This window comes from Planctomycetia bacterium (genome assembly GCA_016795155.1).
Classification (GTDB): domain Bacteria; phylum Planctomycetota; class Planctomycetia; order Gemmatales; family HRBIN36; genus JAEUIE01.
In genome coordinates this window covers 225,160-246,172 of sequence record JAEUIE010000029.1, presented here as the reverse complement: position 1 = coordinate 246,172, position 21,013 = coordinate 225,160, and the positions used below count along the sequence as shown (strand labels likewise).

20 protein-coding genes are annotated in these 21,013 nt (G+C 53.7%); 8 read left to right on the top strand and 12 right to left on the bottom strand.

Going from position 1 to position 21,013, the window contains the following annotated elements:
• Nucleotides 1–164 precede the first annotated feature (164 nt).
• On the bottom strand, nt 165–863 hold the full coding sequence (locus JNJ77_12105) for a DUF1080 domain-containing protein (GenBank protein MBL8823325.1): 699 nt from the start codon (nt 861–863) through the stop codon (nt 165–167).
• Nucleotides 864–1,002: 139 nt separating this feature from the next.
• Here JNJ77_12105 and JNJ77_12100 point away from each other — a divergent pair, with 139 nt between their 5' ends.
• From JNJ77_12100 to JNJ77_12090, 3 genes are all read left to right on the top strand, one after another.
• Nucleotides 1,003–2,625 carry a glycosyltransferase family 39 protein gene (locus JNJ77_12100; protein MBL8823324.1) on the top strand — a complete coding sequence of 541 codons (1,623 nt, stop codon included), beginning with the start codon at nt 1,003–1,005 and terminating at the stop codon, nt 2,623–2,625.
• A 61-nt stretch (nt 2,626–2,686) separates the two neighbouring features.
• Nucleotides 2,687–2,911 (top strand): DUF433 domain-containing protein, encoded by a 225-nt coding sequence (locus JNJ77_12095; protein ID MBL8823323.1) that lies wholly within the window; start codon nt 2,687–2,689, stop codon nt 2,909–2,911.
• Nucleotides 2,895–3,224 (top strand): DUF5615 family PIN-like protein, encoded by a 330-nt coding sequence (locus tag JNJ77_12090; GenBank protein MBL8823322.1) that lies wholly within the window; start codon nt 2,895–2,897, stop codon nt 3,222–3,224. The genes JNJ77_12095 and JNJ77_12090 overlap by 17 nt, the downstream gene beginning before the upstream one ends.
• A gap of 12 nt (nt 3,225–3,236) precedes the next feature.
• Here the strand turns inward: JNJ77_12090 and JNJ77_12085 are convergent, their stop codons facing one another.
• The 3 genes from JNJ77_12085 to JNJ77_12075 all read right to left on the bottom strand — a co-directional run bounded on the left by JNJ77_12085 (nt 3,237) and on the right by JNJ77_12075 (nt 6,058).
• Complete coding sequence (locus JNJ77_12085; protein ID MBL8823321.1) at nt 3,237–4,523, bottom strand: dihydroorotase; 1,287 nt, start codon at nt 4,521–4,523, stop codon at nt 3,237–3,239.
• A gap of 76 nt (nt 4,524–4,599) precedes the next feature.
• Nucleotides 4,600–4,992: an endonuclease domain-containing protein gene (locus JNJ77_12080; GenBank protein ID MBL8823320.1), complete on the bottom strand. Its 393-nt coding sequence runs from the start codon at nt 4,990–4,992 to the stop codon at nt 4,600–4,602.
• Between the two features lie 121 nt (nt 4,993–5,113).
• Nucleotides 5,114–6,058 (bottom strand): aspartate carbamoyltransferase catalytic subunit, encoded by a 945-nt coding sequence (locus JNJ77_12075; GenBank protein ID MBL8823319.1) that lies wholly within the window; start codon nt 6,056–6,058, stop codon nt 5,114–5,116.
• 247 nt (nt 6,059–6,305) lie between these two features.
• Between JNJ77_12075 and JNJ77_12070 the strand changes: the two genes are divergently transcribed.
• On the top strand, nt 6,306–7,976 hold the full coding sequence (locus JNJ77_12070; GenBank protein ID MBL8823318.1) for a sigma-70 family RNA polymerase sigma factor: 1,671 nt from the start codon (nt 6,306–6,308) through the stop codon (nt 7,974–7,976).
• A gap of 64 nt (nt 7,977–8,040) precedes the next feature.
• Nucleotides 8,041–8,715: a PEP-CTERM sorting domain-containing protein gene (locus JNJ77_12065; protein MBL8823317.1), complete on the top strand. Its 675-nt coding sequence runs from the start codon at nt 8,041–8,043 to the stop codon at nt 8,713–8,715.
• A gap of 111 nt (nt 8,716–8,826) precedes the next feature.
• Here the strand turns inward: JNJ77_12065 and mnmG are convergent, their stop codons facing one another.
• The 6 genes from mnmG to JNJ77_12035 all read right to left on the bottom strand — a co-directional run bounded on the left by mnmG (nt 8,827) and on the right by JNJ77_12035 (nt 14,425).
• The gene (mnmG, locus tag JNJ77_12060; protein MBL8823316.1) at nt 8,827–10,698 is read right to left on the bottom strand and encodes a tRNA uridine-5-carboxymethylaminomethyl(34) synthesis enzyme MnmG; all 1,872 of its coding nucleotides are present in this window, start codon (nt 10,696–10,698) and stop codon (nt 8,827–8,829) included.
• Between the two features lie 105 nt (nt 10,699–10,803).
• A complete protein-coding gene (locus tag JNJ77_12055; GenBank protein ID MBL8823315.1) occupies nt 10,804–11,229 on the bottom strand; it encodes a hypothetical protein in 426 nt (141 codons plus the stop codon).
• 233 nt (nt 11,230–11,462) lie between these two features.
• The gene (acpS, locus tag JNJ77_12050) at nt 11,463–11,849 is read right to left on the bottom strand and encodes a holo-ACP synthase (GenBank protein MBL8823314.1); all 387 of its coding nucleotides are present in this window, start codon (nt 11,847–11,849) and stop codon (nt 11,463–11,465) included.
• A 23-nt stretch (nt 11,850–11,872) separates the two neighbouring features.
• Nucleotides 11,873–12,529, bottom strand: a complete 657-nt coding sequence (locus JNJ77_12045) for an NAD(P)H-hydrate epimerase (protein MBL8823313.1) — start codon at nt 12,527–12,529, stop codon at nt 11,873–11,875.
• A gap of 75 nt (nt 12,530–12,604) precedes the next feature.
• On the bottom strand, nt 12,605–13,918 hold the full coding sequence (locus tag JNJ77_12040; GenBank protein ID MBL8823312.1) for a YkgJ family cysteine cluster protein: 1,314 nt from the start codon (nt 13,916–13,918) through the stop codon (nt 12,605–12,607).
• A 9-nt stretch (nt 13,919–13,927) separates the two neighbouring features.
• Complete coding sequence (locus tag JNJ77_12035) at nt 13,928–14,425, bottom strand: 2-C-methyl-D-erythritol 2,4-cyclodiphosphate synthase (protein MBL8823311.1); 498 nt, start codon at nt 14,423–14,425, stop codon at nt 13,928–13,930.
• Between the two features lie 349 nt (nt 14,426–14,774).
• On the opposite strand from JNJ77_12035, the gene JNJ77_12030 reads away from it, so the two are divergent.
• The 3 genes from JNJ77_12030 (at nt 14,775) to JNJ77_12020 (ending at nt 17,524) form a co-directional block, all read left to right on the top strand.
• The gene (locus tag JNJ77_12030; protein ID MBL8823310.1) at nt 14,775–15,602 is read left to right on the top strand and encodes a hypothetical protein; all 828 of its coding nucleotides are present in this window, start codon (nt 14,775–14,777) and stop codon (nt 15,600–15,602) included.
• On the top strand, nt 15,544–16,359 hold the full coding sequence (locus tag JNJ77_12025; protein MBL8823309.1) for a class I SAM-dependent methyltransferase: 816 nt from the start codon (nt 15,544–15,546) through the stop codon (nt 16,357–16,359). Before JNJ77_12030 ends, JNJ77_12025 begins: the two co-directional genes overlap by 59 nt.
• Nucleotides 16,360–16,498: 139 nt before the next feature.
• Nucleotides 16,499–17,524: an N-acetyl-gamma-glutamyl-phosphate reductase gene (locus JNJ77_12020; GenBank protein MBL8823308.1), complete on the top strand. Its 1,026-nt coding sequence runs from the start codon at nt 16,499–16,501 to the stop codon at nt 17,522–17,524.
• 176 nt (nt 17,525–17,700) lie between these two features.
• Here the strand turns inward: JNJ77_12020 and JNJ77_12015 are convergent, their stop codons facing one another.
• Together JNJ77_12015 and JNJ77_12010 are read right to left on the bottom strand one after the other, a co-directional pair.
• On the bottom strand, nt 17,701–19,908 hold the full coding sequence (locus tag JNJ77_12015) for a hypothetical protein (protein MBL8823307.1): 2,208 nt from the start codon (nt 19,906–19,908) through the stop codon (nt 17,701–17,703).
• Nucleotides 19,905–21,011 (bottom strand): AAA family ATPase, encoded by a 1,107-nt coding sequence (locus JNJ77_12010; GenBank protein ID MBL8823306.1) that lies wholly within the window; start codon nt 21,009–21,011, stop codon nt 19,905–19,907. The genes JNJ77_12015 and JNJ77_12010 overlap by 4 nt, the downstream gene beginning before the upstream one ends.
• Nucleotides 21,012–21,013: the final 2 nt, after the last annotated feature.

Here is a 21,013-nt window from a genome sequence, read left to right as displayed (position 1 = left end):
TCATGCCTCCCTGAAAGTCTGCCAACACCCGCTCACGTAAATCAACCGAGTACGCTTTCATCTGTGACTCCATGACATGGACACGTCACAGTATTTCATGTATTACCTGAATGCGCAAGATGGTTTTTGAAAATGCTCTAGGGGGAGAAGGTAACCAGAAACCATTATTTCAACTCGCGAATCCGGATATTGCGATACTCCACCTTGTCGCCATGATCCTGCAGGCACAGGTGGCCATGTGTTGGCTTGCCGAATTCAGGCCACTGCTTGAATTTGCTGTTGGCGAGTTTCTTGTTCCACTCGTCGCCACCCTTAACATACTCCACCACTTTGGTGCCATTGAGCCAGTGTTCCACGTGGCCATCCTTGATGACGATGCGGGCATGGTTCCACTCGCCAGCGGGATTGCAGACTTCCTTCATCGGAGCGTAAAGGCCATAGCATGAACCGGCGCTGGTGAGTTTGTTGCGGCCATCAGCGTGGCCTTTGTTATCGAGTACCTGATATTCAGGGCCGGTCATGTAGGAAGTCAGGCCATCCTTTTCGAGCACATGGTACATGATGCCAGAATTGCCCTTGGGAGCTACCTTCCAGTCAAGCCGTAGTTCAAAGTTGCCAAATTCCTTTTTGGAGATGATGTCGCCACCGCCACCGACGCGAACGATGCAGCCATTGATGACTTTCCAGCCTGAGGGCACGGTCTTGGCCTGGTATCCTCGCCAGTGATCCATGGTTTTGCCATCGAACAACAGGGTGAATCCTTCGCGGGCTTCTTCCTTGCTGAGCGTGTTGTTGCCTGCATCATCTGCGATTGCGATGCTGGTCCAGAAAAGCATGGCGAGTAAAAGGGTGCGACGCAACATGGTGTCCTCGTCAAGAGTGATTGTTTGATTCCCTGCAATTTTAGCGGGGGACAGGGGAAGAAGCCATTGACGATTTGCGGAGTTTTTGGGACTGGTATGGGGGAAAAACAGGATACCCTCGCAAGAAAAGAGACAGGTGATGATGCAGAGGTGGTTGCATACCTGGTGGGAAGTAATACTTCTGGCGGTTTTTGCAGCCTGGCTGCTGTTCAACCATCTCGACGGCCCGCTGCTGGAACCTGATGAATCACGCTATGCAGAAATTCCCCGTTTGATGCTCCGCACCGGCGATTGGATCACCCCCAAACTGCAAGGCAAACCCTACAATGACAAGCCACCTCTGGTCTATTGGCTCATTGCCTTCAGCTATCAATTATTCGGCATCAGCATCACATCGGCCCGGCTTGTTCCCGCAGTGGCCGGGTTCCTCACATTGGGCCTGGTCTACTTCTGGACACGGCGATATTTCAACCGCACCGCTGCAGGCTGCACCGTGGTCGTGATGCTTTCCATGCTGGGTTACGCCGCCATGATGAGGATGCTGCTGCTCGATGGGGTGTTGACATTTCTGGTACTGGGAGCATTGCTGAGCGGACATCATGCCCTGGCACAAGGCAGACACCCTGCCTGGTGGCTGCTCTCGGCATTCCTGTGTGGACTGGGTGTTCTCGCCAAGGGACCGGTAGCCTTGGTATTGGTGACACCCTGCCTGTTCGCGTTACGCTGGCTTGATCGCAACACCACGCCATTGCGTCTGCAAGATACAGCCATCTATGGAATCGTTGCACTGTTGCTTGCAGGCCCGTGGTACCTCGTCATGCTTGGTACCAACGAGCACTTTGGCAGTGAACATTTTCTGCGGCATCATCTGCAGCGGTTTCTTGATCCTGCACATCATGAACGGCCCATCTGGTACTACATTCCCACACTGCTGATAGAACTGTTGCCCTGGCCACTGCTTCTATACTTTGTGATTCGTCGCTGGCGTGTGTGGACAGGCACCGAGCGGTTTGTCGTGTTCTTTTGTCTGTTTTGCTTTCTCTTTTTTAGTGCCGCCGGGGCCAAGCTGCCCACCTATCTGTTGCCGATATTACCCATGCTGGCCGTGTTGATCGGAACGCAACTGCAAATCCTGATAAGTAAACCCACGCTTGCTCATGCGTGGGCCTGGACGCTGGGGATTGCATTGATCATGATGCTCTTCATCCTCACGATGCTTCCCGTGGGCATGTATTACTACCTGAAGGAAGGCACTCTCCAGGTCGATGAGTTCAGCCTGACCATGCTGGTTGTGTGGGCAGGGTGTATCGGCTGGCAAATCCAATCGAAAATGCAGAACTCCTTCCGCTGGGTGGCACTTGGATTCGCTTGCCTGATGGTCAACGGCCTGGTGAACCATCGGGCTGTGCCGATGTATGCAAGGCAGGCATCGATTGTGGAAGATTGTGAAGAGTTAAAACAATTAGCCCGGTTGGAGCAAATCCCTTGCGTGGCACATCGCAATAGCTGGGATGCCGTGAGCTTTGATCAGAATGGCGAAGAACTCGAAGTGTTTTCATCCAAGGAATGGCCAGCGTTTATCGATTGGCTGCAGCGGCATCCACGCTGCATGGTCTGGATGCGGGATTACAAAAACCGCATCGATGCATTTACCGATGCATTGCCTGAGACGGTGGAAGTGGAGCAAACCATCGACAAAGGACGGGTTCAGGCCATCATCATCCGCAGTAAGATCCTAAACGCCGGGGCGGTTGCTCCGTGATGGTGCGCCAGTCTGCCGATTATTGTTGCCTTGCACTCAAGTCAAGCGTTAGAATAGTTACATGGATCATACTGACAGCAACATTACGATTAACCCCGAAATCATGGGTGGCACCCCTGTTTTCAAGGGAACTCGTGTGCCTGTGAAGGCTCTTTCGGATTACCTTTCCACTGGAGAGACTATTGATACTTTCTTGAACGATTTTCCTTCAGTGAATCGTGAAAAAGTCACGGCAGTTTTGAAAGAACTTTTTAAGGGTATCACAGATCATGCGAGCGCTGCTTGATGAATGTATTCCCCGTCCACTCCATCAATATTTCAAACAATCCGGACTGGATGTTCAATCGGTTCATGAATTGGGATGGGATGGCGTTCAGAATGGCGAATTACTGACTATGATGATCCAACATGGATTTGATGTTCTCGTAACAGTTGACCAGAATCTGGTGTATCAGCAAAACCTGACAGACGCAAAAATATCAATCATCACCATAAAGGCGCCATCTAACAAAACGGAAGATTTAAAGCCAGCGATCCCACGAGTATTGAATGCAATTTTAAGCATCGCCGAGGGACAGACTATTCAAATTGAGGTTTAATGTGTATCGGGATTATAACTGATACCGCACCTCGCCATGCACGATGGCAGCAGCAGCCCGGCCAGTCACTTCCCAGTTGCCAAACGGCGTGTTCCGGCTCTTCGACTTGAACTGATCGGGCTTAATCACCCAACGCAGATTCGGATCGATGATCGTCACATCCGCATCCATGCCCGGCTTGAGCGAGCCTTTACCCGGCAAGCGGAGAATGCGTGCCGGGTTGCACGTCATCTTCGCAATCATATCGTTCCAGGTGAGATGCCCCGGTTCAATCAGCCCCTTGATGCAGAGAGGAAGAAACGTTTCCACGCCAACGATGCCATTGGGGGCCTGATCGAGTTCACGAAGTTTCTTCTCCGGTGCGTGTGGAGCATGATCGGTACACAGCACTTCCAGGGTGTTATCCTTCAGGCCAGCAATGATCGCTGCTACATCCTTCTTCGTTCGCAGTGGTGGTGACATCTTATAGTTGCTGTCGTAACTACTCAGGCATTCATCGGTCAGCAGGAAATGATGCGGGCACGCTTCACCACTCACTTTCACCTGCTTGTCTTTGCCCCGGCGAATGAGATCAACCGAACCTGCTGAAGAAACATGTAGCACATGCAGATCGCCACCGGTGAGTTCAGCCAGGATGATATCACGGGCAACCATGATATCTTCCGCAGCAGCCGGGTAGCCCTTCAGACCCAGCTTCATCGACATGACCCCTTCGTTCATCACGCCGTCTTTGCAGAGATCGAGATCTTCACAGTGATTGAGCACCGGCTTGTCGAACATCTGGCAGTATTCGAGCGCTCGTCGCATAATCTCTGCACTCTTGACCGGTGCACCATCATCGGTAAAAGCGACCGCACCACCGGCGACGAGGCCACCCATCTCCGCCAGTTCTTCGCCCTTGCGGCCTTTGGTGACAGCACCGATAGGAAAGACATGTGCCTGTCGAGCCCGTTTGGCCTGAAGCACCACGAACTCCGCAGCAGCCTGACTATCGATGGCTGGTTCGGTATTGGGCATGCAGGCAACGGAGGTGACACCACCTGCCAATGCTGCCGCCGCCCCGGTGGCAATGGTTTCATCTTCTTCACGACCGGGTTCACGCAGGTGCACGTGAATATCAATCAACCCCGGCGTGACAATTTTGCCGTGAGCATTGATGGTGTGATTCGCCTTTAAGTCTGGTCGCGAGCCAATGTGCAGTACCTTGTCGCCATGCAGCCAGACATCGGTGACAGCATCCAGATGCTGGCTCGGGTCAATAACGCGTCCGCCGGTGATGAGAGTCGTGGTGACGTGCATTTATTTAAAGTCCTTAGTGGGTCTTACTCCTCCCCTTTCCAAGGGGAGGCTGGGTGGGGTAGAGATTTCCGAGACCTTAACCCCCTCTAGCTCCCCCTTGGTAAGAGGGAGAGCCAGAAGTTAATGTTTTCAAGATTATCTGCAATACGCTATCAATGTTGTCATAAATATCGACATTGGTGAATCTAAGAAAGCGGATGCCAAAATTCTCAATGAATTCTTGTCTATTCTTGTCACGTTCCGAAGCTCCCTCGATGAAATGGCTCTCGCCATCCAGCTCGATGGCAAGTTTTTCATGTGCACAATAAAAGTCAATGACATAGGAACCCACACTGAATTGTCGCCGAAACTTGTATCCGAGTTGTTGCCCCCGAATTCGCTGCCAAAGAATGACTTCTGCAGGCGGCATCGTACTCCGTAGAACACGTCGTTTTTCTTTCTCTCCTTCTCGATTGAAGTAACGTGTCATGGGGTGATACCAATTGGAATTCTCCTCCCCTTTCCACGGGGAGGCTGGGTGGAGTAAAGATTTCGGTAACCTCAACCCCCTCTAACTCCCCCTTGGTAAGGGGGAGAACCAGACAGTATTCCTATTCCACTTCACTCATCTGCCCGCCACAGAGTAGATAGAGGACAGCCATGCGGACTGCTACGCCGTTGGTGACCTGGTCGAGAATGGCGGAGTTAGGCCCATCGGCTACTTCGGGAGTCATTTCGATGCCGCGGTTGATCGGGCCGGGGGCAAGGATGAGTGCGTCTTCCTTGCAGAGTTTCATCCGTTTGCCATTCATGCCGTAGAGGGCTGCATATTCGCCAATGGAGGGGAATAAGCCGTGACGCTGTCGTTCAAACTGGATGCGGAGAAGGTTGACCACATCCAATCGGGGCAGCAGGCGATCCAGGTTGTATTCCACTTCAACACCCATCTTGCGGATGTCGTGGGGAATCAGCGTGGGTGGACCACAGACAATCACGTTCGCACCAAGCTTGGTCAGGGCATGGATATTGCTTCGAGCCACCCGACTGTGAGCGATGTCGCCCACCAGACCTACTGTCAAACCTTTGATACTCCCTTTACGTTGCCGAATCGTGAAGGCATCGAGTAAACCTTGCGTCGGGTGTTCATGTGCCCCATCGCCTGCGTTGATCACTCCACATTTGACATGCTGGCTCAGGAGCAAAGGGGTGCCACTAGTCGAGTGGCGGATGACCATGATATCCATGCCCATCGCTTCAATATTCTTGGCAGTATCGATGAACGTTTCACCCTTGCTCAAGCTGGATGATGTAGTCGTGAAATCAACGGTATCAGCCGACAACCGCTTGGCAGCCAGGCTGAAGCTGGTTTTAGTACGGGTGCTTGGTTCAAAAAAGAGGTTGACGACCGCTTTGCCTTTAAGGACAGGAACGATCTTCCGTTTGCGTTGGTTAATTTCGACAAAGCCCGCAGCGGTATCAAGAATCAGATCGATCTCGACGGGTTCGAGTTCTTCGAGGGTGAGCAGATGTTTGCGAATCCAGGTGAATTTCTGCATGGTGTGGATAGAAGCCTGACTGTGGCCGGCTGTACGGGGTGTATCCACGGTGGTCATGGTATCCTCAAGAGTACGGGCTAGAGGATAGCATAGTCAGAGAAGGGGTGATTCACCAGAGTTTCATCAAAGTTACCAGACATCTTTTCGATTACGAAAAAATCCGCCGGTATTTTCGGGAAATAGTGTATGCACAAGGCGGTTCGTGTACGCTAAAGAGTATCAGTTCCTTCTCTGGAATGTACCGAACATGTCAGTAGCCACCTGGCTGGGACACGTTTTGAAAAGTGCACAGTTGTCGAAGCTGGCTCAGACTTCGGATCGGGAGTTGCTTCAGCAGTTCGCCCGCCAGCGGAGCGAAGCAGCATTTGAAGAACTGATTCGGCGGCACGGTCCGTTGGTCTGGGGAGTCTGTCAGCGCATGTTGTCGCATCGACAGGATTCGGAAGATGCTTTCCAGGCAGTGTGGCTGGTTCTGGCTCGCAAGGCCAACGGGATGAGCTCCCCACAACACCTGGCTGCCTGGCTTTTTGGCGTGGCCCGGCATGCGTCGCTGAATGTCCGAAAAGTCAGAAGTCGACGTGCACGTCGCGAAATACCCAGAGACGATACCATGGAACTGCCCGATCTCCGTCCGGCATCCTTGAATGATATTCGCCCTGTAGTGGATGAAGAACTGGCGCGGCTTCCCACCAAGTATCAGTTGCCGGTCATGCTCTGCTGTCTGCACGGGATGACGCATCAGCAGGCTGCGGAAGAGTTGCACTGGCCAATAGGAACCGTCGCAGGGCGACTTTCCCGAGGCAGGGAAATGCTGCGACAACGCCTGAACAAACGGGGACTGGTGGTACCCCCTGCCCTGTTAGCGACCCTGCTGACACGCGAAGTCCTGGCGATTACTGTTCCTGAATCGCTGATCCAGGGAACCCTGCAGCAGGTTTTTAACTCAGCAGGATTGGCGGGTGCCGGCCTTGGCACCATCGTCTCGAACACGGTGCAGCACACTTTGCGGGATATCACAGGGGCACACAGCTGGAACCTGTTCACTCCACTCGCTGCATTGGTACTGATGATGTCGTTCATAGGACTGGGTTGGATGACGCTACGAGAAAGCAACATGCAGCCGGTAACTTTGCGTGCGCTGTCAATGAATCGCTTTATTGAACCGCGAACGGTGAAGCTGCCTGAAAATCCTGATGCGATCGTCGTCAAGTTCAGGCAACTTGATTCCGAAACAGATGACCTCCTGGTGGAAATGCTGATCCGAGCCAGTGGCATAGTGGAGGCTCACTGGAATGATGATCCATTTTCGACATTGCATGATCAACTAAGCGAAGACGCACTTCAGAACCTGATGCAGTTCCTGGTCTTTGAGCAACAGTTTTTCAGCAAAGACGCTGGTGCGCTATGGGGTCGATTAAAGCAGGAGTACCAGTTTGATGGCAACCAGCGTAACCCGAAAGATCGTACCATCACTGAAATGGAACTGACCACTGCAGAACAGCAGCACAGCTTTACCTGGTTTCAACTCGGCTCGACGGAAGTCTGGTTCCATCAGGAGCCGGAAGTGCAGCAGCTTTCTGCTATCTATCATCGGCTGCGGAACCAGATGATCATCCTACAGGCGGGTGGTCGGGCCCGAGTGGAACATATTGCCAGGTTGTTGCAGTCATCCATGCAAGAACTTTATCCGCAGCAACCTGCATTCTCGGCACACCATCTGTTGGGGTACATACCCGGCCGGGATGGCATCCCCACGCGCTGGACGTTTACCCGAGGCAACAAGATGACCGATCCGCATTATTTTTCCATCACCATCGACACGCAGAACGACAGTACGCTGCAGGTGAATTCGGTAACACCCGGCCCGTCAAACAATCCACCAGCGATGAAAAGACGGCAAGTGCCACCAGCTGGGTAATTACGCACCCACTGATAACCATTTTTTTATACTCGCCCTCAGCGAGCCCGAGGAGGTTACGTCCATGCATGCACGTTGTAGTCAATTGACACTACTGATGCTCTGCTGCAGCAGCAGCGCTGCCTGGGGACAGATTACGCCGATCGGCCCGTTCACCGGTTCGGTATTTGAAAATTTCAATGTTTCCAATTTTCTGCCTTCGTACCAGCAGTATCAGATCTTTGGTGGTCAAGGTTTGGTGCAGAACATTCATCCCAGTGGTGCTCTCAAGTATGAATTTTCTTCCACGCGGGGTGGCGACACCGTGTTGCCTCGTTCCTTCCCGACGTTTGGCGGGCAGATCGGTATTTCTCAGTGGACGTTTACCCAGCCTGTGTCGCATTTCGGCGCCTATTGGGAAAACAACAGCCGGTTTGATCATGGCGTGGCCACGTTTTACGATGTGAACAATCAATTGCTCGGCTCTCTGGCGATGAATATCCCCAAGAGCGCCCAGACCTGGACCTGGAATGGCTGGTCGTTCGGCAACACGCCGGTCAGCAGAATGGTGATCGAAGGAAACGACACCGAGTTCTTTTCCGGTTTCATCTGGTATGAAGATGCAATGGCGAACTTTGCCGCCTCAGTCCCTGAACCCACCACGTGGATGCTCTTGGGCATCAGCGGACTGGGAGCGGCAGTTTGCGCCTGGCGGCATTACCACAGAAAACTTGCTATACAGGATTCATTGATTGAATAATAACAAATCTCACCAGGCTCTTCCGAGCCTGGCTAATTCCAATTGCTCCGCAAGAGAAAGTCTGGCGATGCGGATTGCTTTCGAGAAGTGTTACTGTTTGAAAGTGCCCCGCTATTTCCCTTCCAAGCCCATCACCAGCAAGGCAACATCAGCAGGCGTGATACCGGTAACTCGGCTCGCCTGCCCCACGGTTCGCGGCCTGATCCGCAGCCATTTCTCCCTTGCTTCCGCACGCAGATGTGTCAGTCGGCTGAAATCGAATGCTTCGGGAATGCGTTTGGTTTCCAGGCGGTTCTGTCTCTCCACCGTCTCTTCCTGCTTGTGGATGTAGCCTGCGTAAAAGCCTTCCACCATTACCTGTTCCACCGCAGCGGGATATTCGTTCCAGCGTCGCAGGTCGGGCTTCCATTCGCACAGCATTTCCCACGTGGTGCCAGGCCGCTTGATCCATTGTGCCAGGCTGATGCCTTCATGCCGATAGAGTTGCACATCCTTCAGAATGTCGGCAATCGTATCTTCCTTGCGGCAGAAGCGTTTCCAATCCTGATCGGAAACAAGTCCCGCTTCACGGCCTAGCCGGGTCAGCCGCCGGTCAGCATTGTCGTGTCGCAATGCTAGGCGGTATTCAGCCCGCGACGTAAACATGCGGTAAGGTTCATCCACGCTCCGTGTCACCAGGTCGTCAATCAACACGCCAAGATAAGCCTGATTGCGATCGAGCACCAAAGCAGGTTTCCTTTGCAGTTTCAGTGCAGCGTTCATGCCGGCGAGCAAGCCTTGTCCGGCTGCTTCTTCGTAACCTGTGGTGCCATTGATCTGCCCAGCGAAATACAGGCCCGATACCTTCTTCGTTTCGAGCGTCGCCTGCAACTGGTGAGGCGGAGCATAATCGTATTCGACCGCGTAGCCAAACCGCATGATCTCAGCGTGTTCCAGGCCGGGGATGTGGCGGAGCATCTCCTGCTGTACATCTTTTGGCAGACTGGTGCTGATGCCATTCACATAATATTCGCGGGTATGGTAGCCTTCAGGCTCCAGGTAAAGCTGATGCCTGTCTTTATCGGCAAAGCGAACGACCTTGTCTTCGATGGAAGGACAATACCGAGGCCCTCGGCTGTTGATCTGCCCGCTGTACATTGGTGCCCGGTGCAGGTTAGCCCGGATAAGATCATGCACTTTCTGATTCGTATAGGTGATGTGGCAAGCCAGTTGCGGCTGACTGATCTTATCCGTGCTGAAACTGAATGGTACAGGATGATCGTCGCCAGGCTGCACATCCAACCCGGAAAAATCAATGGTCCGGCCATTCAGTCGGCAAGGCGTACCGGTCTTGAAGCGGGCCAGTTCAAAACCGCCAGACAGCAGACTTTCGCTAAGCCCCAAAGCCGCCCCATCACCAGCCCGGCCACCCACCACTTTCGCTTCACCCGTATGCATGATGGCTTGCAGAAAAGTGCCAGTGGTGAGAATCACCGCTTTCGCCCGGTAGAGAGTATCGCCTTTGCAGAGAATGCCTGTGATACCAAGTCCTGAGTGCTGAGTGCTGAGTCCTGAGGCATCTGGGCTGATAGCTGACGGCTGAAAGCTGACAGCTTCTGTTAAAATACGTTCAACGATTTCCTGCCTTAGCGTCAAGTTAGGTTGATTCTCAATCACTTCCTTCATGGTGAACTGGTAGAGTTTCTTGTCGCACTGTGCCCGCGGGCCATGCATGGCTGGGCCTTTGGAACGATTGAGGACGCGAAATTGAATGCCAGCCCGGTCAGTAATTTTTCCCATCTCGCCGCCGAGGGCATCGATCTCGCGCACCAGTTGGCCTTTGCCCACGCCGCCGATGGCAGGGTTGCAACTCATGGCGCCTACCATGTCGCAGTTCATGGTGAGCAGCGCCGTCTTGCACCCCATGCGTGCCGCCGCGAGTGCCGCTTCACAACCAGCATGGCCTGCACCAACCACAATGATGTCGTATTCGTAGGTGAGCATGGGATTGAGCTGTCAGCTATCTGCTTTCAGCTATCAGTAATGAGTGACTTCGTTATTTTATGGGACAACTGCATTATGTTGACGATTGAGCATGTATTTCGTGCATTACCGCTCAATCAACTTCATCACAATCAATTCGTGCCCTTCTTCAGCTTTGTCGGGAATAGCCGTTGGCCGTTCCATACCTTCCAGACCCAGATAGATGATTATCTTATTCTTTTCCTTGTTCAGAGTGATCAGTCCTTTGGTGGTGGTCCCTTTTTTGGAGCCATCGTGAGCCGTCAGGTCCAGTTCGGTGATGCCATTGGTTTTCTTGAGGGTGTAGGCACTTTCGCCAATGGTATCGATGGCACGAATGAGCAGATGCTTGCGGGTGAAGTAGGCACACATCTGTGAGAGAGTTGTCTCAGGATAATCGGTGCTGCCTCGCGAAAACCGGACAATGCTCCATTTGCCTACCAGTTCTGCCTCCTGCACGGGTGGTTCCACCGGAACCAGACATACCAGTTGAAGCAAAACCAGAAAGCACATACCGTTCTCCATAACGTGCAGCGTGTGATAGCTCCACATGTAACGGAGAGGTGAATGATAGTCAACAGGAAGCTGTCATGTGGGACAGGTTTCCATACCTGTCCGCTGCCCTGTCAAGATTGGAATCTTGACCCACAAATTCGTGGGACACGTTTGTAACGTGTCTTTCGTAACAGTAAGCAAAGCAACCGCTCGGCTCTGTCACGATACAATCGTGACCCATAGAAATGAGATCATTCCGCAGTTAACGCGATCGCGGTCGCGGTCGCATACTCCCGACAATGCGACAGGCTGATCAGAATGTTACTGATCCTGTGTTCCATCAGAAAATCTTTACTGGTGCCTGCTACATGAACAACTGGTTTACCTAGGTCATCGCGGCGGATTTCGAAGTCGGTCCATTGCAGGTCGCCTCGCCAGCCGGTGCCGAGCGATTTAAAGATAGCTTCCTTGGCAGCCCACCGGCCGGCAAAGTGCTCCGTCGCCCGTGCCTTGCCGTGGCAGTAGTCGATTTCATGTTGAGTGAAGATGCGCTGCAGGAAATGATCGCCATGCCGGGCAATAACTTTGCCGATGCGGGAACATTCAATGATATCAGTACCCAGGCCGAAGATGTTCATGGAGTGATTGTAACAAAGCGGGTTCAGTTGAGGCCATACTGTTTGAGCAAGACTTGCGGCACACCAATATGTGCCACATGTACCTCGCCAGCGTATTGAGTTGATCGCGGGTTCTGAAAACCCTTCTTCGTTGCCACAAAAGTAACAGTGTGCTGTGCTTTCACCGCGATACCCAGCGGCCCACCCGTATCTGCATCCAGGCCCGAAGGCAGATCAACCGCCAGGATCGGTTTGCCACTCTCGTTCATGGTGTAAATGATGCTGCGGAAGGGCTCCCGTACTTCACCTGTCAACCCCGTGCCCAGTAGAGCGTCGACAATCCAACTCGCCGATGAAAACTGTCCAGCCAAAGCACCGGTGTCGGTAAACGGCACTATGTTGAAGCCTGATTTCTCGACAATGCGGTAATTGATCGCTGCATCACCGGTCAATTCCTCAACGGCACAGCAGCGGTGAATAATCGATTCGATACCATGCACATCGAGATGCCGGGCGATGACGAATCCATCGCCACCATTGTTGCCTTTGCCACAGACAATATGCACCGGCCCAGCAATGTTCAGTTGGAGCATCACATCAACCACACCTCGGCCAGCGTTTTCCATCAATACGATGCCAGGTATGCCAAACTCTGTGATAGCACGCTGATCGAGTTCACGGACTTGTTGGCGAGTAAGCATTTGAGGGGTGAGGGTTGAGGGACAGGGGTGAGGGGTCAGTTGAAAGCTGATAGCTGATAGCTGACAGCTAATAGCTTATTTTCCATACCACGCAATCAGGCGATCCAGTTCCTTCTGGCCGAACAGAATGCGGTTGGAAAACCGCTGGCGGAAATGTCCCAGGAGCGGGTTGTAGCCATAGTTCTCATCAATAACCGTGATGGCTTTGCTGATGGCGGCAGGTTGGCCCAGGATTCGGTAGCCCCGTGCCAACCACATGATGCAGGGCAACGTCAATGCCAGAAACGGCAACCCTTCCCACAGCGACATGTCATAACACGTTGGGCCGAAGAACTGGCACGATTCGATTTTCACCGAGTAATAACGTTCCAGCTTTTCCAGAGATTCTTTTTCGAGTTCGCCCAACGGCTGTTCGAAATCCTGCAACTGTATTTCAGGCAGCCCCTTCTGCAACTGCGGCAACGGCCCTTTGCCAGATACCATCCGCATCATAGCGGCAACGAGTGCAAACCTGCTTCGTGCAGCCACGCCACGCCGCAGCCCTGAATCCTTGCGAAGGAAGACCGCGAGCGAGGTGCGGAACAGCGTGCGGCCTACCCAATTCGGAGCTGGGAGTTTCGACAAATCGCGAGGCACCTCGGCACTCACGCCCGCGCCCACCAATTCCAGAAATTCCTTGAGCCGCTTGCCGGTGAGCTTGTCGAACTTGGCCTGTTGACACAGTCGCACCAGTTCCAGCAACCGCAACATACGGCGGGGGAACGTATCGCTGGCATCGCGGATGATGCCGAGCATCGCTTTCAGAAAATGATCCAGATCATCCCAGGAAACAGTGGTTCGCCCTTGCAGAACCGGCAGTCTTTTGCGACGTGATTCTTCCACAGCCCGGCCGGTCGCCGTGGTGGCTGCCTCGATCTCCGGCTCATCCCAGTGTTCCATTTCCTGGGTGTATTTGAAAATATCCTGCTTCTGCTGGGTCAGACTCCGGCCCAAATTATCGGTTGCTGACGGGCACGCATAACGCATGCTGACCCGCCAACTGTCTCCGGTAGGCACCAAAATGAAGGGATAGAGCCGACAGGCAAAGGGCTTGGCGTCCAGGCCAAATTTGCCATGAATCCGGCACAGACCTTTCTCATCGAGAAACAGGCAATGATCGTCGATGGTCCGCAGCCGATATTTCTTCTTCCAGAATTTCCACCACGGCGAATGGCGGACGAAGAGTGGCTTGCCGGCATACTCTGGAAACTGTTCCCAACCCTGTCCTTCGATCCGTTTCTTCTCGGCATCTGAAACAGGGACGACATAATCGGTGCAGCAGTTCCCACACTGATGACAATCCCAGTTCTGGATGACGGGCAGAGCTCTGAGTGGACGCGGTGATGCCATAGTGTTGTTTTACAAAGTTTCGCTGGTGGTATGGTCGGTGTCATCCAGCAGCACGATGGCATGGCAGGCAATCGCTTCACCTCGGCCGATGTGCCCCACTTTTTCCCCGGTCTTGGCTTTTACATTGACTCGATCCACCGTCAGGCCGAGCAGCTTGGCGAGATTCTCCCGCAGCAGCGATTTGAGTGGCCCCAGTTTTGGTTCTTGAGCATGAATGATGACATCCACATTCACCAGTTTGTAGCCTTTGACGTAGAGCCGGGCTAGGGTCGCTTCCAGAAACAAAATGGAATCAGCGTTCAGATACCGGGGATCGTCATCCGGGAAAGCATCGCCAATATCGCCGAGCCCGGCAGCGCCGAGCAGAGCATCGGTGACGGCATGCAGGACAACATCTGCATCGCTGTGTCCTGCCAGCCCCTTTTCGTAATCAATGCGAAGCCCCGCGAGAATCAGTGGACGATCAACAACCAGCCGATGGGTATCATGCCCTAAACCAACACGCACGAGATGCTCCTGGGAAGGGGTAGAAACAATGAAATTGTATTTAGAACGGCACGCGCTTCTATCTCGCCTGAAATGACTTTCAGGAATGACAGTACAACATCCGTAGCAGCCCGTGGCGTCAGCAGGGTTGGATCACGTGGGGAAAAAAGCTGTTCTCGACAACAGAGCAATGTCATTGCAAATCTCCCCTTGCTAGCGCTGCGGGCTGCCAGTTGTGTTGCGCGTCAATCTTCAGCTTCCACCGCCAAACTCCCGTTGCAGAAAAATGGGACTTCGGGCAAGATGTGCACGAATGCATCGTTAGGCCGAGTACGGTCAAACGATGGCACCCATTATTGTTTGAAGATACATGAAACCAGCTACATCACGATATTTCCGGTTGAGTTTGCCACGGCGGTGGATTGGCGATTTGCTTTATTTCGCCAATAAAATTCCATCGGTGCCGGTGGAACGGGTCATGGAACTGCGTGAACTGCAGACCCATCGTGATCGGGCGGGTATATCGTGGCCTTCTATCTTTCTGAAAGCATTCGGACTGACCGCACAGCGGCATCCTGAATTGCGACAATCGCTGATTGAATATCCCTGGCAACGCGGGTATGAGCATCCCCATTCGGTTGCTTCAGTTGCCATCGAGCGACAGTATAAGGGCGAGCCGGCAGTCTTCTTCGCCCAGGTACAGGCTCCGGAAAAACATGGGCTGCAATCCATCGACCGCGAACTGAAAACTTTCCGCAATGAACCGGTGGAATCCTTTGGCTACTTCCGACGGGTGATTCGTTTTGCCCGGCTGCCTAAACTGGTTCGCCGGTTTGCCTGGTGGATCAGCCTGTACTGGTCAGGTAACAAGCGGGCCAAGCGGCTGGGCACGTTTGGACTCAGCGTCTATGCCAGCCTGGGCGCCAGTTCGGTTCATCCGCTTTCGCCGTTATCGTACCTTCTGAACTACGGCGTGATGGATGAGCAGGGGCGAATCACCGTCCGGTTCATTTACGATCATCGCATTGTTGATGGGGCGGTCATTGCCCGTGCCCTGGCAACGATGGAAGCCATTTTGACCGGTGCCATTCAGTCCGAATTAATAACACTTTCACGGCCAACGCAAGGAAGCACCAGCCATGAATCCAGCGAACACGCAGCAACAGACCGATGCCACGAATCTCTGGTTTCGGGATGAAACCGCCCAGGCGTTCTGGGATCAGTATCGTGCGTTGCCCTACCGTGAACTGCTGAACGATACCATCAGCTGGTGCAAACCGGCAGCGGGAGAAACCTGGCTCGACCTTGGTTGTGGCGGCGGACATTTGACTGCAGGCCTTTGGCACTCCAGCCAGGGGCAACTTCATCGCATCCATTCCACCGATTGTGCCGCTGCCAACGCCCAAGCCATTGAGAAACTGCGTCAGCGAATGCAGCCCATGCCTCGCCCCGATCAGATGGTTTTTGGCACAGTCGATTTCAGTCACGGTTTGCCGCAATTCCAGGATGCCTGTGCCGATGGTATTGTTTCCGGACTGGCCATTTCTTATGCAGAATCGTTTGATGAGCAGACCAAACGGTTCACCGATGCAGCGTACAACCGCCTGTATCACGAAATGCACCGCGTGCTGAAGCCGGGTGGCAAACTGGTCTTTTCGGTGAATGTGCCGAACCCCGATTTCTGGAAGATCGTCTGGAAATCGATGGGGCGTGGTTTGAAACTGGGAAAGCCGTTCCGCACGATCAAAAATGTGTTGAACATGCAGAAGCATGGTGCGTGGCTCAAGCGTGAAGCAGCCCGAGGCCGGTTTCATTTCATGAAGCTGACCGAGATTGAAAAGCGACTTCGCGATGCCGGGTTTGTTTCGTGGGAATCGAAGATGTCGTACGCCGGGCAGGCCTATGTCATTCGTGCCCGCAAGGCGATGGCAAATGAACTGAGCATGGTGGCGTGAAAAAGCTATTAGCTGTCAGCTTTCAACAAGAATACTTTGAGTTGAAGCAGTTGTTGTAAATGTGGTATCCATATTATTTATGGTGTATATCGTCTTTCCGCTGACAGCTGAAAGCTGATAGCTTCTCTCGGAAGTTTCCATGAAAATCAACGTCGCGATTCTGGGTGGTTCCGGGTACACCGCTGCGGAGTGCATTCACCTGCTGCTGCGCCATCCGCACGCGAAGATTGTCGCGGTGACATCCCGCCAAGGTGATAAAGACGCTACGCCCACGGTGGCAGAGTTGCATCCACGCCTTGCTAAATGCATTGATCTGCGTTGTCAGCCTTTCGCCATCGAGCAATTGAAATCGCAGAAAGTGGAATGTGCCTTCGGCTGCTTGCCTCATGGCGTGAGCATGGAAACCATCCCGCAACTGGTGGCTGCGGGTATCCGCGTAATCGATCTTTCTGCTGACTATCGTCTGCGTGATCCGCAAGTGTATGCCAAGTGGTATGGCCACCCGCACACCGATACAGGCAACCTGGCTCAGGCGGTGTACGGTTTGCCTGAAGTGTACGGCGAACAGTTGAAAGGCGCCAGGCTGATTGCCAATCCGGGATGCTATCCGCAAACGGGCATTCTGGGGCTGGCTCCGCTGGTCGCGAATAAACTTATTCATCTGAAGGATATCATCATCGACAGCAAGAGTGGCGTTTCCGGTGGTGGCCGGTCACCTTCGCTGACATTCCATTTCCCAGAATGCAACGAGAGCGTATCAGCCTACGGCGTGGGAACGCATCGGCATACGCCGGAGATTGAACAGACGCTCGCCCACCTGGCAGGTGAGCCAGTAGAAGTGATCTTCACGCCTCACTTGATTCCCATGGATCGTGGCATTTTTTCGACAATCTATGCTACGCCGACGAAATCGCACACCCAGGCGGAATTGCTCGAACTGTATCGCAAGTATTATGCGAAGGCGCCATTCATCCGCGTGGTAGATCGGCTGCCTGCCAGCAAGGATACGGTGGATACGAACTTCCTGGATATCACGGTTCGCATCGTCAAGAATCGCATCGTCGTGCTAGCCTGCGAAGACAACCTGGTCCGCGGTGCATCGGGGGTCGCAGTTCAGAACTTCAATCGGATGTATGATTTTGATGAGACGCTGGGGTTGGTGTAGGTGGAACACGATTTCATCTTTTCATTGGACATTATGCGCTGAAGTACCGCATGGCGTTGTCACGATACAATCGTGACCCACGGATTGTGTGGAATAGGCTTCCAAACCTGTTCGCGGTGACAATACGCCATCTCTGCTCGACGCTGTCACGATACAATCGTGACCCACGAAAAACCTCACCCTTGCAATATCTTCTTCAAAATCGGCAACACCAATCTCGCCCTTTCGAGGTCGAGTTGTTGAGCTGATGTTTGCGGGGCAGGTGCGGTTGGTTCACTTCCAAGATGCCTGACCTTCTCCCCCATCGAGCGGCGTTCCGGGCCGGTGAAGTCGGCAAAAGCTCGACGCAGTAACGGCAATTGTTCCTGAAAAGTTGCATCATTCAAACCCATCAGCCAACGATCAAGAATATGCCAGAGTTCATCCTGATGTAGCAATAACATGGCTGAGCCGCGTAACAGGCCTGTCAGCCAGTGGGCAACTTTCACCGGCTCCACGGCACGCGACAGTGACAGGCTGGCGGTGCGGTGAAAATCTTCTTCACTCAGTTTGTTTTTGTCGAGCAGTTGCCTGGTCGCCCAGCCTCGCAGCAGGCCGTGCATTTCGCTCTGCATCATTTTACCCAGCAATGCATGCCATTCTTCCTGCAGATCGGTTCGCTGCAAAAGATGTAGTGCCGGTTCCACTTTCTCCAAAGCATCCAGCATGACCTGGGCAGCCTCATCATCCAGAGCGTGGCAGGCAGGGATGACGCCAACGACGATGCGTTCAAACATTCCTTCGAGGATGGGGATGACAGCAGCAGCCTGGGTTTGCCTGACGTCGCTGTAGCGTGCCATGCTGGCGAGCGTGGGCAAGGACTTCATCAGTTGTTGCACATCGGTAGCCAGGGCAGCCTGGTTCTGCAGCAAATGCAGAATGGGATCAACGGCTTCCGGCAAACGTGCCAGCAATACGTTGTTCAAAAGTTGGGACAGCAACTTGATGTCGCTGCTTTTACTTGCCTGATCGATAGCAAATATGCAGGCAGCCTGCTCCACCGTGTTGCCCCACAGGCTGGCTTCAATGACCTGCACCGCCAGTTCGGGTTTCCAGACCAGTTGCCAGGGTTCATGAAACGTCGAAATGTTGTTCATTCCGTCGAGTAGGCAGGCCCATTCGATGCGGAGCAGATCGAGCCTATGAAACAGGGCACTGCGAGCCTGGTCGTTCGGCTTGCGAAGATCGAGATCATACGTTTTCTTTTCGCTGGAACGCTTCAGTCGCAAGGTGCGTGTCTGCTGTTCCAGGTCGCGTGACAAAGGCACATCGGCCAGTTCATCAGGCACCTCGCCAACGACATCGCCCACTTCCAACTGTTCGCGTATCAGCTTCAGCGGAGCGGCATGTCCCTGGCAAAGCACCGTCTCAATCGCATCGTTCAGTTCAACCAGGCCAGGCGAACGAAGTTCACGCATGGCAGCCAGCGTTTCAGCCAGACGCAGCGTTTCCACCGTGCTGGCCGCAGAAGCCTCCAGGTCTTTTTGTCGCATCAGCCTGGCCGCCTGCGTGATCCAATGCTTGGCGGTTGCATCTGGCGTTTTCCAGACGGTGGCATACCAGCCGGGCGAATGCATGCCTGCACCGTAGCCACTGCGGTAGCTGAGCCGCGAGTACGACCAGGGAATCCAGCTTGCTACCACTTTGGTTTTGGGCAACCCCTTGAGCCGGGCTGCATCTTCTTTCATGGGAAACTGTTTCAATGCCGCTTCCGTAAGCACCGGTGCATGGTAGGCACCGCAGATGATGGCGGCTCGTTCGGGAAACAGCTTTCTGATCTGCCGGAGTGTCTGCCTCATCCAGGCTTCCCGTAGTTGATCACGTGCAGAAGTCTCAGGATATTCTTCCCGAACGGCTGACATCGCTTCGAGAATGCCTTGAAACAGGCCAACGGCATTCTGTCTGCGTTCAATCTGCTCTTCCCACCAGAGTTCGTGGTCAGCAAATCCGGCAGCCTGGGCGAGCACGGCAATAGGATCGGTTCGCCAGGCGGGTGATGCCTCGTCTTCAGTTTCTTTCTTTTCTTGTTCTGCAAGCTGATGCGACTGGGGCAAATCCATCAGGCGGATTTTGACTTGATGCCGATGTGCCCATTGCATGGCTTGCCATTCGGGAGAGAACTCAGCCAGCGGATAATAGACGCCCCGACGAGGTTCATCGGGTGGATAGAGCAGCATGGCGACGGGTGGTTTCAGTTCGGTATGTGCCGCCTGGCTGAGGATGCCTTCCGCATCAGCCGGCCCTTCCATCACAATGAGATCAGGCTGCAATTCGTCCAGGGCAGTCACCAGGCTTCGGGCACAACCGGGACCATGATGACGGATACCCAGGACAGACCAGATCATTCAGACACCTCGCGGCTCGCGCGGTACAGGTCTTTCCAGCCTTCGCGTTCCTTCACCACGGTTTGCAGATATTCATTCCAGACGATGCGATCCTGCACGGGGTCTTTGATGACGGCACCAATCAGGCCACTGACCATATCGCCCGCCCGCAGCACGCCATCGCCATAGTAGGCAGCGAGTGCCATGCCGCCATTGACCACCGAAATAGCCTCAGCGGTGGAAAGCGTGCCGCTGGGCGTCTTGATTCTGGTTTTGCCATCCTCGGTAACACCGCTGCGCAGTTCGCGGAAGATGGTGACAATACGACGGATTTCTTCGAGTGCCGGTTTCTCAGCAGGCAGTTCCAGCGCTTTGCCTAGCTGTGCCGAGCGCTGTTCCACAATCGTGAGTTCATCCTCCAAACGATCAGGCACGGGTAGCACCACGGTGTTGAACCGTCGCATCAACGCGCTGCTGAGTTCGTTGACACCTTTATCGCGGTTGTTGGCGGTTGCGATGACATTGAACCCTTTGTTTGCCTGCACCTGGGAACCGAGTTCAGGAATGGGCAACAGTTTTTCAGAGAGAATGGTGATGAGGGCATCCTGCACTTCGCTCGGAATACGGGTGAGTTCTTCGACTCGTGTAATACGGCCAGATTCCATCGCTACCATGATGGGGCTGGGAACGAGGGCATTACGCGAAGGGCCTTCCGCCAGCAGCCGGGCGTAGTTCCAGCCGTAGCGTATCGCGCCATCATCGGTGCCTGCGGTACCCTGAATGAGCAGCGTCGAGGTGCCTGAAATGGCAGCAGAGAGATGTTCGCTCACCCAACTCTTGGCGGTGCCGGGCAAGCCGTATAGCAGCAAAGCCCGGTCGGTTGCCAGCGTGGCCACTGCCATTTCAATCAGCCTGGCCTGGCCAATGTACTTTGGCGTAATGACAAACCCGTTGGGAAGAGTGCCACCGAGCAGGTAAGTTTTGACAGCCCAAGGGGAGAGCTTCCAGTTGGGTGGTTTTTGTCTGTCATCCGTTTTGGCGAGTTCAACCAGTTCTTCGGCAAACTGCTGTTCTGCCTGCTGCCGCAGTACTTGATTCAAAGATTTGTCCTGAGCTTTCGACATGT

What these genes read in the sequence shown, in the direction of transcription:
- JNJ77_12105 (MBL8823325.1), bottom strand. Translation starts at nt 863, where the DNA reads ATGTTGCGTCGCACCCTTTTACTCGCCATGCTTTTCTGGACCAGCATC.
- JNJ77_12100 (MBL8823324.1), top strand. Translation starts at nt 1,003, where the DNA reads ATGATGCAGAGGTGGTTGCATACCTGGTGGGAAGTAATACTTCTGGCG.
- JNJ77_12095 (MBL8823323.1), top strand. Translation starts at nt 2,687, where the DNA reads ATGGATCATACTGACAGCAACATTACGATTAACCCCGAAATCATGGGT.
- JNJ77_12090 (MBL8823322.1), top strand. Translation starts at nt 2,895, where the DNA reads ATGCGAGCGCTGCTTGATGAATGTATTCCCCGTCCACTCCATCAATAT.
- JNJ77_12085 (MBL8823321.1), bottom strand. Translation starts at nt 4,523, where the DNA reads ATGCACGTCACCACGACTCTCATCACCGGCGGACGCGTTATTGACCCG.
- JNJ77_12080 (MBL8823320.1), bottom strand. Translation starts at nt 4,992, where the DNA reads ATGACACGTTACTTCAATCGAGAAGGAGAGAAAGAAAAACGACGTGTT.
- JNJ77_12075 (MBL8823319.1), bottom strand. Translation starts at nt 6,058, where the DNA reads ATGCAGAAATTCACCTGGATTCGCAAACATCTGCTCACCCTCGAAGAA.
- JNJ77_12070 (MBL8823318.1), top strand. Translation starts at nt 6,306, where the DNA reads ATGTCAGTAGCCACCTGGCTGGGACACGTTTTGAAAAGTGCACAGTTG.
- JNJ77_12065 (MBL8823317.1), top strand. Translation starts at nt 8,041, where the DNA reads ATGCATGCACGTTGTAGTCAATTGACACTACTGATGCTCTGCTGCAGC.
- mnmG (MBL8823316.1), bottom strand. Translation starts at nt 10,698, where the DNA reads ATGCTCACCTACGAATACGACATCATTGTGGTTGGTGCAGGCCATGCT.
- JNJ77_12055 (MBL8823315.1), bottom strand. Translation starts at nt 11,229, where the DNA reads ATGTGCTTTCTGGTTTTGCTTCAACTGGTATGTCTGGTTCCGGTGGAA.
- acpS (MBL8823314.1), bottom strand. Translation starts at nt 11,849, where the DNA reads ATGAACATCTTCGGCCTGGGTACTGATATCATTGAATGTTCCCGCATC.
- JNJ77_12045 (MBL8823313.1), bottom strand. Translation starts at nt 12,529, where the DNA reads ATGCTTACTCGCCAACAAGTCCGTGAACTCGATCAGCGTGCTATCACA.
- JNJ77_12040 (MBL8823312.1), bottom strand. Translation starts at nt 13,918, where the DNA reads ATGGCATCACCGCGTCCACTCAGAGCTCTGCCCGTCATCCAGAACTGG.
- JNJ77_12030 (MBL8823310.1), top strand. Translation starts at nt 14,775, where the DNA reads ATGAAACCAGCTACATCACGATATTTCCGGTTGAGTTTGCCACGGCGG.
- JNJ77_12025 (MBL8823309.1), top strand. Translation starts at nt 15,544, where the DNA reads ATGAATCCAGCGAACACGCAGCAACAGACCGATGCCACGAATCTCTGG.
- JNJ77_12020 (MBL8823308.1), top strand. Translation starts at nt 16,499, where the DNA reads ATGAAAATCAACGTCGCGATTCTGGGTGGTTCCGGGTACACCGCTGCG.
- JNJ77_12015 (MBL8823307.1), bottom strand. Translation starts at nt 19,908, where the DNA reads ATGATCTGGTCTGTCCTGGGTATCCGTCATCATGGTCCCGGTTGTGCC.
- JNJ77_12010 (MBL8823306.1), bottom strand. Translation starts at nt 21,011, where the DNA reads ATGTCGAAAGCTCAGGACAAATCTTTGAATCAAGTACTGCGGCAGCAG.